General features: G+C 61.1%; 11 protein-coding genes. 5 read left to right on the forward strand and 6 right to left on the reverse strand.

Annotated features, from left to right (window positions below; translation table 11 throughout):
• The first annotated feature begins 4 nt into the window (after window positions 1–4).
• Both ligA and PLANPX_RS07740 read left to right on the forward strand, forming a co-directional pair.
• The gene (gene ligA / locus PLANPX_RS07735; RefSeq protein ID WP_152098173.1) at window positions 5–2,020 is read left to right on the forward strand and encodes an NAD-dependent DNA ligase LigA; all 2,016 of its coding nucleotides are present in this window, start codon (window positions 5–7) and stop codon (window positions 2,018–2,020) included.
• A gap of 71 nt (window positions 2,021–2,091) precedes the next feature.
• Entirely contained in the window at window positions 2,092–2,613 is a 522-nt protein-coding gene (locus PLANPX_RS07740) for a YfiT family bacillithiol transferase (RefSeq protein ID WP_152098174.1), read from the forward strand.
• Window positions 2,614–2,633: 20 nt separating this feature from the next.
• Here PLANPX_RS07740 and PLANPX_RS07745 read toward each other — a convergent pair whose 3' ends face one another.
• A complete protein-coding gene (locus PLANPX_RS07745; protein WP_152098175.1) occupies window positions 2,634–3,695 on the reverse strand; it encodes a LacI family DNA-binding transcriptional regulator in 1,062 nt (353 codons plus the stop codon).
• Between the two features lie 418 nt (window positions 3,696–4,113).
• Between PLANPX_RS07745 and PLANPX_RS07750 the strand changes: the two genes are divergently transcribed.
• Together PLANPX_RS07750 and PLANPX_RS07755 are read left to right on the forward strand one after the other, a co-directional pair.
• Entirely contained in the window at window positions 4,114–5,181 is a 1,068-nt protein-coding gene (locus PLANPX_RS07750; RefSeq protein ID WP_152098176.1) for a glycoside hydrolase family 130 protein, read from the forward strand.
• A 134-nt stretch (window positions 5,182–5,315) separates the two neighbouring features.
• Entirely contained in the window at window positions 5,316–7,229 is a 1,914-nt protein-coding gene (locus PLANPX_RS07755) for a sodium:solute symporter family protein (protein ID WP_152098177.1), read from the forward strand.
• A 23-nt stretch (window positions 7,230–7,252) separates the two neighbouring features.
• Here PLANPX_RS07755 and PLANPX_RS07760 read toward each other — a convergent pair whose 3' ends face one another.
• The 5 genes from PLANPX_RS07760 to PLANPX_RS27225 all read right to left on the reverse strand — a co-directional run bounded on the left by PLANPX_RS07760 (window position 7,253) and on the right by PLANPX_RS27225 (window position 11,025).
• On the reverse strand, window positions 7,253–7,474 hold the full coding sequence (locus tag PLANPX_RS07760) for a hypothetical protein (protein ID WP_152098178.1): 222 nt from the start codon (window positions 7,472–7,474) through the stop codon (window positions 7,253–7,255).
• Window positions 7,475–7,700: 226 nt separating this feature from the next.
• Entirely contained in the window at window positions 7,701–9,287 is a 1,587-nt protein-coding gene (locus tag PLANPX_RS07765) for a methyl-accepting chemotaxis protein (RefSeq protein ID WP_152098179.1), read from the reverse strand.
• An 84-nt stretch (window positions 9,288–9,371) separates the two neighbouring features.
• Window positions 9,372–9,866, reverse strand: a complete 495-nt coding sequence (locus PLANPX_RS07770) for a chemotaxis protein CheW (RefSeq protein ID WP_152098180.1) — start codon at window positions 9,864–9,866, stop codon at window positions 9,372–9,374.
• A gap of 361 nt (window positions 9,867–10,227) precedes the next feature.
• On the reverse strand, window positions 10,228–10,830 hold the full coding sequence (locus PLANPX_RS07775) for a hypothetical protein (protein ID WP_152098181.1): 603 nt from the start codon (window positions 10,828–10,830) through the stop codon (window positions 10,228–10,230).
• 30 nt (window positions 10,831–10,860) lie between these two features.
• Window positions 10,861–11,025: a hypothetical protein gene (locus tag PLANPX_RS27225; RefSeq protein WP_172991926.1), complete on the reverse strand. Its 165-nt coding sequence runs from the start codon at window positions 11,023–11,025 to the stop codon at window positions 10,861–10,863.
• Window positions 11,026–11,088: 63 nt separating this feature from the next.
• Between PLANPX_RS27225 and PLANPX_RS07780 the strand changes: the two genes are divergently transcribed.
• Window positions 11,089–12,993, forward strand: a complete 1,905-nt coding sequence (locus PLANPX_RS07780) for a cellulase family glycosylhydrolase (RefSeq protein ID WP_152098182.1) — start codon at window positions 11,089–11,091, stop codon at window positions 12,991–12,993.
• The last annotated feature ends 149 nt before the right edge of the window (window positions 12,994–13,142 follow it).

The raw sequence follows: 13,142 nt of genomic DNA on the forward strand, positions 1-13,142 counted from the left end.
CGGCATGCCCGACGACATCCAACAGCAACTCGACGCTCTTCGAACCGAGATCCGCGCACACGATCGCGCGTACTACGTCGCCGCGACGCCGACGATTACCGATCTCCAGTACGATCGCCTGCTAAATCGGCTGAAGGAACTCGAAGCGGCCCATCCGGAACTCGTGACGCCCGATAGTCCGACGCAGCGCGTCGGCGATGCGCCGATCCCTGAACTGAACTCGGTTGTCCACCGCATCCCGATGATGTCGATGGATAACACCTACAGCCTCGAAGAGTTGCAGCAGTACGGCGAACGGATCGCGAAACTGCTCCCCGGTGAGGGGGTGGGCTGGGACGTTGAGCTGAAGATCGACGGCGTGGCGATTTCGATCGTCTATGAAAACGGCCTGCTAGTCCAAGCGGCGACGCGCGGCGACGGCCAGACGGGCGACGACGTCACCCACAACATTCGCACGATTGCCGACATTCCGCTGCGGCTGGCGGGCGACGAGCTTCCGCCGGTCGTTGAGGTTCGCGGCGAGGTCTACATGACCAATACCGATCTGGCCGATATCAACGCGAAACGCCAGGAAGCGGGGCAGAAACTTTACGCCAACACCCGCAATACGGCGGCCGGCGCGGTGCGCCTGCTCGACCCACGGCTAGCGGCGCAGTTGAGGTTGCGCTTCTTCTGCCATGGCGTCGGCTACAGCGAGGGGCTGACGGCGGAATCGCATTCCGAGTTCCTCAAACTCGCCAGACAGTGGGGAATCCCCGTGACGCCGCTGGTGGAGCGGTTCGACGACTTCGCCGCTGCGGCGGCGCATTGCGATTCGATGATCGCCCGGCTGCATGACTTCGATTTCGAAGTCGACGGGCTCGTACTGAAGGTCGATCGGTTCGACCAGCGCACCCGGCTCGGCGCGACGAGCAAGGCGCCGCGGTGGCTGGTCGCTTACAAGTTCGAGAAATACGAAGCGACGACGAAGGTCAACAACATCTTCATCACCGTCGGCAAAAGCGGTGCGCTAACGCCGACGGCCGACCTCGAACCAGTGCAAATTGCCGGCACGACGGTCAGTCGCGCAGGCCTGCATAACATCGAAGAGATCGCGCGCAAAGATGTTCGCGTCGGCGATACCGTCATTGTCGAGAAGGCGGGGAAGATCATTCCGCACATTGTTCGCGTGGAGAAACATCTTCGCCCGGAAGATGCGGTTCCGTTCATCTACCCGACGCACTGCCCCGAGTGCGGCAGCGAGTTGGAGAAGGATGAGGGAGGCGTCTTCATTCGTTGCTTGAATCCCGCTTGTCCTGCCCAACTAGGACAGCGGCTCCTTTATTTTGCCAGCCGTTCGGCGATGGATATCGAGGGGCTCGGCGAAAAACTGGCTGAGCAACTCATCGCTGAGAAGTACGTTGACGATTTGGCGGACCTATACTCCCTCACGGTCGAGCGACTCACTCAGCTTGAGCGGATGGGAACGAAATCGGCGCAGAATCTGGTCGACAACATCGCCGCCAGCAAGTCCCGGGGACTCGCGCGAGTGCTCAACGCTCTTTCGATTCGCCATATCGGCGTCCGCAGCGCCGCCACGCTGGCAGGGTATTTCGGCAACATCGACGACATGCTCGCTGCGACGGCGGAAGAATTGGCCGCCGTCGAAGATATCGGCCCGATCATCGCCGCCAGCATTCACGACTTTCTACACAACGACGCCGGCATGCGCGCGATTGACCAACTGCGCACGGCAGGCGTCGATATGACGGCGCCAAAGAAGGAACGTGCCCCAGAGGGCCTGCTGACCGGCAAAACGGTAGTCGTTACCGGTACGCTCGAAAAATACACCCGCGAACAGATCGAGGAACTTATCGAAGCCCACGGCGGCAAAGCGGGGAAAAGCGTCAGCAAGAAGACGGCTTACCTCGTCGCCGGAGCCGAAGCCGGCAGCAAACTCGCCAAGGCCGAATCGCTCGGCGTGCCCGTCATCACCGAAGAAGCCTTCGAGCAACTCATCGCCGGCGAACCGCCCGCGTAGCGATTTTTAGCCCCCGGTTCTTCAAACCGGGGCTCTAACGGCGTCCCACTCTCATCACCCCAATCAACGCCATGACGCCCCCCGCCAATCCCGCCGGCGAGTACGTCGCCGAACCCCAACCCACCGACGCCCGTCGCGCGGAACTGATTGCGATCATCGAGCAAGCGCCGCAGCAATTGAGTCGGGCCGTCGCGGGGCTCAGTGACGAGCAACTCAACGCGAAGTACCTCAACTGGTCGATCCGCCAAATCGTCCAACACATCGCCGATAGCCACGCCCATAGCTACATCCGCTGCAAGTGGACGCTCACCGAGGAGCAGCCGCTCATCAAAGCGTATGACGAGAACCTTTGGTCGGCGCTTCCCGATGCTCGCGAGGGCAATATCGCCGCCCCGCTGGCGATGCTCGCCGGCGTTCACCAATGTTGGGTGCAAATACTGCGAGCAATGACGCCCGCCGATTTCGCTCGCAGTTTTAACCACCCCGAGACGGGCAAGGCGGTCGTCCTGAACGACGCGCTGAGCTACTACGCCTGGCATGGCCAGCATCACACGGCGCAGATCAGCTGGCTACGCGAGCAGCATGGCTGGTGAGACGAGCGTGACCTGGAGCACTACTCCGCCACGCGCCCCGTAGATTTCCGCACAATAAGGTCCGCTCCGACGCGGATCGTCGTCGGTGGGCTGTCGAACATCTCGCCATCGAGCCGGTCCAGGATCAATTGCGCGGCTCGGCGGCCGATCTCGCGCGGCCGTTGCCGCATCGTGGTGAGAGCCGGCCGCAGCGTGGCGGCAAAGTCGAGATCAGCGAAGCCGATGATCGACAAGTCGCGGGGAATCTCCAGCCCCAGTTCCGCGGCCGCTTCGTACAGGTAGAGCGCTTCGTGATCGGTGACCGCAAAGACGGCCGTAGGCCGCGGCGTTTGCGACAGGATCTCGCGGGCCACCTCGAGGCCGTCGGTGCCCCAGGGGTTGAGCCGGCGGCTCGTCACCTCGACGCCGCACAATTCCTCGACGGCTTGCTCAAAGCATTCGCGCCGACGCACTGCCCATGCTTGCCACGCCGCTTCGCGCGACGAGAGGCAGGCGATTCGTTTGTGCCCCAGGCTGATGAGATGTTCGGCCACTGCCCGCGCGCTCGCCGCTTCGTCAGTTTCGATCGAGTCGGCGATCTGGTCTTCAGAATATTCGTGGTCGATCACCGCTACGGGAACTTTGCGTTCCAGCAACTCGCGGAAGTGGTCATAGTAAGCAACCGCGAACGACGGCCACAGAATGAGGCCGTCGACGCGACGATCGAGCAACCGGCTGATTTGCTTAAAGCCTTCGTCTTCGTCTTTTTCGAAGTGGGGCATCTCCTGGCAATCGCCAACCCAGACCGTGATCGGCAGGTAGTCGGCTTGCGCAAGCACTAGATGAATGCCGGCGAGCACGTCGACCCAGAACGAATCGAACGGCGGAATCATCACGCCAATCGTGCGGGTGCGGCCGGTTTGCATGCCGCTGACGAGCAGATTACGCCGCCAGCCAAGTTCTCGCGCCGCTTCGAGGACGCGATCGCACGTTTCTTCGCCGAAGCGTTGCCGCTCGCCGCGCAGAATGCGCGACGCGGCGCTGAGCGAGACATTGGCCTTCGCCGCCACATCCTTCAAACGCGGAACTTGCGAACTAGCCATATCTCATTCCCCTCCCTCGCAGGAGGGGCCAGGGGAGGGATTCCCGACCCGACTTTCAACTCGCGCGATCTGAACTGGCGAGCGGCTGCGATCGCAACCGCAGCTTGCCAACAAGCCGCAGTCGCACAACTACTTGCCAATTTTTGCCGGCAGAGCGACACCGCCAGCCTCTATTATCTCGACCGCAGGCGCTAGCAGCAATCGCCAGTTTCCGTCGCTTCCGAATTTTCCGCTGTTAAACTAGTTGAACGATTCCGACCCCGTAGCTAAAGTTTAGATTGGCGGCGACGAAGCCGCTGCGCGCCTCCCGCCCGGCAAGTGGGGCATCGCGAACGGGGCTCCTCCACGGGTTCCGACGCTGTTGCCGAGGACTGGGGCACGCCACCGGACTCTTCATCTTCCACAGGACTTTCCTCGGATGGCCGACCAATTCTCTCCCGTCAACGCTGGCGGAACCGCCTTGGCTGCTCACAAGGGGCAGGCAACCAATCGCGGTAAGCTGGCAGCCGCGCCCGCCATGCCCTGGCAAGAGCGACCGGCCGGATCGAAAGACGTCGTCTGGCGCCATTCCGCAAATCCTGTGATCGGCCGCCGCCCGCTGCCCGATGTGCTGGGCATCTACAACAGCGCTGTCATTCCGTTTGGCGACGGCTTCGCCGCAGTGTTTCGCCTGGAAGACCGCACCCGATTCCCGCGGCTGCACATGGGCTGGAGCGACGACGGCCTACAGTGGCACATCGAGCCGACGCCGATCGTGTTCAAGAATCGCCCTGGCGACGGCGACGAGGTCTCCGACTACGCCTACGACCCGCGCGTCGTGAAGATCGAAGACAAGTACTACATCACCTGGTGCGGCGGGACGAACGGCCCGACGATCAGCGTCGCCACGACGACCGACTTCCAAGAATTCACGCGGCTCGACAACGCCTTCCTGCCCCACAACCGCAACGGCGTGTTGTTCCCACGGCGGATCGACGGCAAGTATTTCATGCTGAGCCGTCCGAGCGACAACGGCCATACGCCGTTCGGCGACATCTACATTAGCCAAAGCCCGGATATGATCCACTGGGGCAAACACCGCAAGGTGATGGGCCGCGGCGGTGATGAGCACGGTCTTTGGTGGGAGCGGACGAAGATCGGCGCCGGCCCCGTGCCGATCGAGATTGAAGACGGCTGGTTGATGATCTATCACGGCGTGATGGATACTTGCAACGGTTTCGTCTATCACATGGGCGCCGCGATTCTCGATCGCGACGAGCCGTGGAAGGTCGCCTACCGCTGTAGCAACATCCTGCTGGCGCCGGAGGCCGACTACGAAGTTTTCGGTCATGTGCCGAACGTCGTGTTCCCAGTGGCGGCGCTCTGCGATCAGGAGCAAGATCGGCTGGCCGTTTACTACGGCGCCGCCGATACCGTGACTTGCCTCTGCTACTCGCGGTTGAGCGAGTTGATCAGCTACATTAAGGAAAACTCGCTGGTCTTCTAGTCGCAGCCCCGGCCTCTGCGCGGGGGGTAAGTCTGAGGTACGCTGTACGTTTTGCAGGGGTGACGCGACCCTCGGGCGGAGCCCGGGGCCAGTGGAATTTCTCTTCGTTCGATCTCATCCGCGGGGCCGGGACTGTGCGCCTGCATCTGCTCGATATCTCCATCCTGCTCGGCTACTTCGTCGCCACGATTCTGATCGGGCTGTGGGTTTCGCGGCGCGGCAGCAAAGATCTCGACTCGTACTTCCTGGGCGGGAAATCGTTGCCCTGGTACGTGCTCGGCGTGTCGGACGCCTCGGGGATGTTCGATATCAGCGGCACGATGGTGATGGTCTTCTGGCTGTTCGTCTACGGCCTGAAAAGCATCTGGCTGCCGTTCGTGTGGCCGGTGTTCAATCAGGTCTTCCTGATGATGTTCCTCAGCGCCTGGCTCAGACGCTCGAACGTTCTTACCGGCGCCGAGTGGATTGAGTTTCGTTTCGGTCGCGGCTTAGGCGCCAACCTGGCTCACCTGAGCGTCGTGCTGTTCGCCGTGCTGAACGTCATCGGCATGCTCGCTTACGCGTTCAAAGGGATCGGCAAGTTTGCCGAACGGATGTTGCCGTGGGACTTGCAGTCCACGCTCGCCGGCTGGGCGCCGTCGCTTTTGTCGACTGACCCCGCAGCGCTGCTCAACAACGAAAATCTCTACGCCCTCGTCATTCTGCTGCTCACGTCGCTTTACGCGATCAAGGGCGGCATGGTCAGCGTCGTCATCACCGAGGTGATGCAATTTTTCGTCCTGACGATCACCTCCGTCATCATCGGCATCACGGCGATCTACAAAGTTTCGCCGGAGATGATTCAAAAGGCCGTGCCCGAGGGCTGGTTGAGCCCGTTCTTCGGCTGGGAACTGGGCCTCGATTGGAGCGGCCTACTGCAGCAGGCGAACGAGGTCATTGAGCAGGACGGGAATGAGTTGTTCGCCATCGCGTTCGGCCTGATGTTTTTCAAAGGCGTGCTCGCCAGTCTCGCGGGGCCGGCGCCCAACTACGACATGCAGCGGATCCTCGCCACGCGAACGCCGCGCGAGGCCTGCCTCATGAACGGCATGGTCAACCTCGTGCTCTACTTTCCGCGGTACATGATGATTACCGGCATCACGGTGCTGGCGGTTGCTTTCTCAATGGAAGAAATGCGATCGTTGAAGGCGGACCAGTTTGAAGAGTTGCTGCCGATTGTGCTGACGCGGCACATCCCGGTTGGCGTCGTTGGCTTGCTGCTCGCGGGGCTGATAGCGGCGTTCATGTCGAACTTCGCCGCCACGCTGAACGCCGCGCCGGCGTACATCGTGAACGACGTCTACAAGCGATTCATGAATCCCGATTGCACGCCACGCCGTGCGGTGACGCTGAGCCGCTTTGCGTCGATGGCCGTCCTGGCGATCGGCATCGGGTTCGGGCTGTTCACGACGCGCATCACCGACGTGATGATGTGGATCGTCGGCGCCCTCTACACGGGCTACGTGATGGCCAACGTCCTGAAGTGGTATTGGTGGCGGTTCAACGGCTACGGCTACTTTTGGGGGATGGTGAGCGGCATCGGCGCCGCGATGCTCGCGTCAAAAATCGCGAAGCTAGATGGCGTGGAGGCGTGGTTCGTCGAGCATATCGGCAACATGAACTCGCTTTACCTCATTCCGCCGATCTTGTTGGCTTCCGCGATTGGTTGCCTAGCGGGAACGCTGCTCACGCCGCCGGAAGACGAAGAGACGTTGCTCAACTTTTATGTGAAGACGCGACCATGGGGGGCGTGGGGGCCGATTCGCGAGCGGGCGATGGCGACGATTCCTGGCTTCGAGCCGAACCACGACTTTCGCATCAACATGTTCAACGTCGCGATCGGCATCGTCTGGCAGCTCTGCCTGACGGCGCTGCCGATCTACGTCGTGTTGCAGCAATGGAACTGGGCGATTCCCGTCGCGACGACGCTCGCGGTGACGAGCTTAACGCTCAAGTTCACCTGGTTCGACCGTCTGGAACACGATCCGCCGGCGGTTTGCACCGCCTAGCGTGCAGGCCGCTCGGAGATGGCCTAACACGCTTGGCGATGCTGAATCCGTTCGACAGGCGGCGCCATCGTCGACGCCGCTTCCAGCTTCTCTCGCACGTCGGCTTCCACCGACGCCTCCATTCCCAGCAAACGTAGCGCTGCGGCATGCTGCCCCGCAGCCGCCAACGTACGGGCTAGGAACCGGAGATCTTGTACGGCCCGCGCCACGGCGGCAGCGACTTCAGGAGCAAGAGGCTGGGGCATGGCGCGGGTTCCTCGGGCACTATTGATTCGACTCTCGTCGGAGAGCTAATTCTCGTGACTAGTTCGCTGGTCACTTCGGCTCTCCATCAGCATTTACGAGTCAATCATCCTCTTGGATATTACAAACTGGAAAGACCTGGCTACGGGTTAACGCGAAAACCCTCGGAGCGACCGCAGTCGCCCCGAGGGCCGTTTGCTTCAGCAGTAGGTTTCTAGGCTGTTAAGCTCAGAATTCCTCGAACCCGTCGTGACCGGCGCCGGCGCCGACCAGTTCGAGTTCCTCGACGCGGCGGCTCGCTGGCTTCGCGGCAGTCCGCTTGGCCGGCTTGCTCGGCGTCGAGTAGGCCTGAGCCGTCGCCTGCGGGGCATGGCTCGACTTCTTTGCCGTCTGCTTCGCTTCGCGGTTCAGGTTGAACTGAGCCACGACCGACTGCAGCTGCTCGGCTTGGCCGGAGAGGGCCACGGCCGTGCCGCTCATCTCTTCGGTTTGCGAAGCGTTCGACTGCGTCACCTGGTCCATCTGAGCGACCGCCTTGTTGATCTGCTCGATGCCGACCGTTTGCTCACGGCTGGCAGCGGCAATCTCGGCGACGATGTCGGTCACGCGCTTCACGCTCGTGACGATCATGCCCAAGGTCTCGCCCGACTTGTTGACGAGTTCCGAACCGGTCTCAACCTTTTGCACCGAGTCTTCGATGAGACCCTTGATCTCGCGAGCGGCAGTCGCACTACGTTGAGCCAAGTTGCGAACTTCACCGGCGACGACCGCGAAGCCACGACCTTGTTCGCCGGCACGAGCGGCTTCGACCGCGGCGTTCAAGGCGAGCAGGTTCGTTTGGAACGCGATCTCGTCGATCGTCGTGATGATGTCGGCGATCTTACGGCTCGAGCGGTTGATCTCGCCCATCGCGTCGACTGCTTGGGCCACCACGGCGCCACCCTTTTCGGCCGTTTCACGCGAGCTGTTCGCCAGCTGGTTGGCTTGATCGGCGTTGTCGGCGTTTTGACGAACCGTCGCGGTGATCTCTTCCAGCGACGAGGCGGTTTCCTCGAGGCTCGAAGCCGATTGCTGGGCGCCCGAGCTCAGCTGCTCGCTTGCGGCGGCCAGTTGCTGCGAGGCGGAGGCGACGCTGTTCGAAATGTCGTCGACCTCGACGACCGCACGGGTGAACCAACGCGAGATCCATGCCGCCATACCGAGGCCGAGCAGGACGTTGATGCCGAGGACTGACAGCGTGACCAAGCGGCCGGTCGAGTAAGCGACCAGTGCCGTGGCAGCTTCAGCGTTGCACCCGGTGCGGTTGATTTCCAACTCTTTGCCGATCGAAGCGCTCAACGCTTCGCGCGACTCAAAGAGCGGACCCAACAAAATTTTGTTCGCTTCATCGCGTTTGTCTTCGTCGACCAGCTTGATTAGCGCGTCGGTCTGGGCGAAGTAGGTGTTCATCTTGCCCTTGAGCTCGTCGAGCACCTGCTTCTCTTCGGGAGACGCGCAGAGCTTCACCAACGCATCGTAGTTGGCTTGGATCTTCGTCGTGAAATCTGCAAGCGATTTCTTGCACGCAGCGCGATCTTCCGGAGTGGTGACCGTGTACAGCTTGTAGGTCTGCACGCGGTGATCCGAGGCGTTCGTATTCATGACGTTCGTTTCAGCACGAGCGGGAATCCAGTTGTCGTTCAGTTCGACGACGCTGGAATTCAACGAAGCCATTTTCATGATGGCGATCGTGCCCATGATGCCCATCAGCAACAGCAGAGACATGAACGCGGCGAACAACTTCGCTCCAACGCTCAAACGAGTAAACCAAGCCATAGTAAATTCTCCCCCACGACGCCGGTTTAGGCGTCTTGAAAATAGATAGGAACAAGTCGTAGAAAGATCTCAACGGCAGGACGACTAGGCCGCCGTCGTTTCGGCTTCGATCAGCGCTTCGACGCCGACCAACCGTCCAGTATCGAGCAGCATGACGATCCGCTCGCCCAACTTCCCCATGCCGGTGATGCAGGACGAATCACCGGAAGTCGCTAGTTCCGGCGGATCGGCGATCGAATCGTTCGGAATGTTGAGCACGTCCGACACGGTGTCGACGACGAGACCCACCACCCGATTGCCGACGTTCACTACGATGATGCAGGTGAACTGGTCGTATTCCTTCTCGGTCATCGCGAACCGAGCGCGAAGATCGATGATCGGCACTACCGTGCCGCGGAGATTCATCACGCCGCGCACGAACGACGGAGCGTTCGGAATCGGCGTGATCTTCGAAAATCCTTTGATCTCCTGCACGCGAAGAATCTCGATTCCGTATTCTTCGTTCTGCAGGGTGAACGTCAGGAACTGGCCGTTCTCCGACGCCTTGTCTCCTCCCCCACTGTCTAGTTCTTGTCGCATTTCACCATTCCCCTGGTTGACCGGAGTCGACGTTGTCGCGTTCGACGTCCGTACAATTGGCGAAACCGAATTCGCCCTGCTACGGACTACCCGTTCGACTCTACGGCAGTCCGCAAAGACTAGGTTGCGTCTGCATGAAGCAGGTCAAATCCGCCGTGCGGAGATGTGCGTCTTTAGGACTCTCGCTTTAGCTGCGGGACGTTGCCCCAGCGGCTGGCGGAAGGCCACGTGCAGAACTCGCAAAACCCGTGGAGCGAGGAGGCGACGTAGCCCGCAAGGCGGGTTTGTGCATTGCGAGTTGAGAGGCAACGCCGCGTGCTAAGGGGCCGCATGCTGAAGGAACGTTGTGAGCGCTTTCGGCTTAGGAGCGGCGCTGCAGCAGAGTCCGGACGATGCGCCCCACGGCTGCCGCCGTAGAGGTGTACAGAACGTCGCGCTCGCCCAGGAGACGCCAATCGTCTGGTGCGGCTTCAGGCAACGGCTCGAGTAACGGATAAATATCGCCGGCGGCGCCGCCGCTTCGACCTACGGGAATCAACGCCGCGCCGTGCGCGGTGGCGACGGCTGCTTCGTGCTCCGTTCCCGGCCCTCCTTCGATCACCAAGTAGATCTGCGCCGCGCGCCCGAGGACTTCGCGACGCTGGTTGAAATCTTCGCCGGCTCCGAGCGTCGTGCCAGACCTTTGGAGTAACGTGCCGTGCGGAAGCAGATGGTAGAGATTCACGGGCAGCCCATTTGCTTTTCGAGCCGTCTCGTACGCTTCGGCGAATGTTTGCCCCACGCCATTCATGCCGCCGGTCAGGGCGACCAATGGTTCGATCGCGGCCAGTTCGCCCGCGATTGCCTCGCACAGCGCAGGGCTGCCGGCATCCCAGAACTCCGTGCTGCCGATGACCGCGAGCCGCGGACCTGCGGCGAGACGTACGAGGGCTCGTTCAAGCTCTGATTCAATGCGAGGGTTCACGGCGGCGCTCCCGAGAAAATCGAGAAGTTGTTAGCGACCGGTATCGAACTTCCGAGCGAAAATCGAAGCCTTCAGGCTCCGGCTCGGTGGTTTCTTCTCGGTTTTCTTGCTGAAAAGGGCAGCCTGCTTCGGTACGATTGCAATCTGCTGCACGTCTTGATTTAACAAAAATTTTCTGACGGCAGCAGAACTCATCAGCGACCTCAGCATTCAGCGTCGCCGACCAGGCAAGCGACCACTCCAGCGGCATTCAACACCATGCGATTTGCATTCGTCGCGAGCGCGACCTTTCTGACGATCTCGCTGCTGGCGGGAGCAGCGAGCGCTGAACTGAGCGGCTTTATCACAGCTCGCGGCGACCAACTTTTTGACGGCGACAAGTCATTCCGATTCATCTCGTTCAACATACCGAATTTGCAGCTGATTGAGGACAACTTCGCGCCTGACGCCGAAACGGCCTGGGCGTGGCCGAACGAGTTTGAATTAAACGACGCCCTCGCCTCGGTGCGGCAACTGGGCGGAACGGTCGTGCGAACCTACGTCTTGAGCGTCCGCCGCGACGGTTCAGACATGGGCGATCATGTCTACCTCCGCGGGCCCGGTGAATTCAACGAGGAAGCATTCAAGTCGCTTGACCGCGCCCTCGAAGCGGCGAATCGTCACGGCGTGCGGCTGATCATCCCGCTCGTTGATAATTGGAAGTGGCAGGGAGGCATTGCCGAGTACGCCGCCTTTCGCGGGTTGCCTCCTGAAGCATTTTGGACCGACGAGCAAGTGATCGCCGATTTCGAAGCGACGATCCGGCACGTTCTCACCCGCATCAACTCCCGCACCGGCGTCGCATACCGCGATGATCCGGCGATTCTCGGTTGGGAAACCGGCAATGAACTCGACGCCCCACCCGAGTGGACGGCGCGGATCGCGAAGTTCATCAAGTCGCTCGATCGCAACCATCTCGTTATCGACGGAGATTCGCTCCACGGCGTCCCCGAAGAATCGCTCGCCGATCCCAACATCGACGTCGTCACGACGCACCATTATCCGAACGTCGGCAACGGCGACTACGTCCTGCCGATTCGCGCCGCACGGGAGCAGGCGCGCGGCCGTAAGGCATACTTTGTCGGGGAGTTCGGTTTTATTCCAGCAGACAAAATCGCGCCTGTTTACGACGAGATCATCGCGAACGGCGCGAGCGGGGCCTTGCTCTGGAGCTTGCGGTTTCACCATCGAGACGGCGGATACTATTGGCATTTCGAACCGTTAGGGGAGGGGATATATAAGGCTTATCACTGGCCTGGCTCGCCGACGGGCGATGACTACGACGAACGCGAAGTACTACGACTGACGCGAGCAAAAGCGTTCGAGATCCGCGGCCTGCCGATCCCTCCGTTTGAAGCGCCGGAGGCTCCGGTGCTTTTGCCGATCGTCGACGTCGCGGCGATCTCGTGGCGCGGCAGCGCTGGAGCTGCGACTAACGTCGTTGAACGTGCGACTAACTCAGCAGGTCCATGGACGCGTATCGCTGAGAGAGTGGACGATACTGCGGTGCAATACCGGCCGCTGTTTAGCGACGCCTCGGCTTCGCCGGGCCAGAACTACTATTACCGAGTGATCGCCAAGGGAAGCGGCGGCGAATCGCCGCCGTCAAACGTCGTTGGGCCCGTGGCCGTCAATCAGCGCACGCTTGTCGATGAAGCGCGCGACCTCAAGCTCATTGCGAAAGTCGACGGCGAGGTTGTTCCGGTGAGCGCCGACGCGCGGCGGCGCCGCGAAGACTGCTCGCGACTAAAGCTCGCGCCCGGCAGTCGCGTGACGTATCGAGTCGATGCGCCAATTAGTTCTTGGCAGGCGGAGTTCTTCTTGTTGGGCGCCGATGCGACCGCAACTCCGGTAGCGGCGGAATGGTCTGTCGATGGCGTGGAATTCAAGACGCTTCAAGCCGCCGCCGAACTTCGCGGGATAGGGCCGGCCGACGCCGATTACGGCTACTTACCGCGGCTTGAACTCTCTGTAGCGGCGATGCCTGCCGGAGCGAGATTCTTACGCTTGGCCGCCGAGGCGGAGGTGGAGCTTGCTTGGCTGCAAATCCGTTATGGGAAGCGTGCTGAGCCAGCGATCGGGCCTGCCCAAACGTCCGCGGTAAAAAAACACGGTCGTCGGTAAAATCTGGTAGACACGCCGCGACGAAGGCGGTAATATGCCGGCGTTCAACTATTTGAGCTAATTTCCTTGCGAACTGCTCAAGTATTTGAACGACCCAGGCACCTCTTCACTATTCGAACGTTACGGCAGGCAGCCCTTCGCTCGATCCC

The organism is Lacipirellula parvula (genome assembly GCF_009177095.1).
GTDB classification, from domain to species: Bacteria; Planctomycetota; Planctomycetia; order Pirellulales; family Lacipirellulaceae; genus Lacipirellula; species Lacipirellula parvula.

What these genes read in the sequence shown, in the direction of transcription:
- PLANPX_RS07770 (WP_152098180.1), bottom strand. Translation starts at nt 9,866, where the DNA reads ATGCGACAAGAACTAGACAGTGGGGGAGGAGACAAGGCGTCGGAGAAC.
- PLANPX_RS07760 (WP_152098178.1), bottom strand. Translation starts at nt 7,474, where the DNA reads ATGCCCCAGCCTCTTGCTCCTGAAGTCGCTGCCGCCGTGGCGCGGGCC.
- ligA (WP_152098173.1), top strand. Translation starts at nt 5, where the DNA reads ATGCCCGACGACATCCAACAGCAACTCGACGCTCTTCGAACCGAGATC.
- PLANPX_RS07740 (WP_152098174.1), top strand. Translation starts at nt 2,092, where the DNA reads ATGACGCCCCCCGCCAATCCCGCCGGCGAGTACGTCGCCGAACCCCAA.
- PLANPX_RS07750 (WP_152098176.1), top strand. Translation starts at nt 4,114, where the DNA reads ATGGCCGACCAATTCTCTCCCGTCAACGCTGGCGGAACCGCCTTGGCT.
- PLANPX_RS07780 (WP_152098182.1), top strand. Translation starts at nt 11,089, where the DNA reads ATGCGATTTGCATTCGTCGCGAGCGCGACCTTTCTGACGATCTCGCTG.
- PLANPX_RS07745 (WP_152098175.1), bottom strand. Translation starts at nt 3,695, where the DNA reads ATGGCTAGTTCGCAAGTTCCGCGTTTGAAGGATGTGGCGGCGAAGGCC.
- PLANPX_RS07765 (WP_152098179.1), bottom strand. Translation starts at nt 9,287, where the DNA reads ATGGCTTGGTTTACTCGTTTGAGCGTTGGAGCGAAGTTGTTCGCCGCG.
- PLANPX_RS27225 (WP_172991926.1), bottom strand. Translation starts at nt 11,025, where the DNA reads ATGAGTTCTGCTGCCGTCAGAAAATTTTTGTTAAATCAAGACGTGCAG.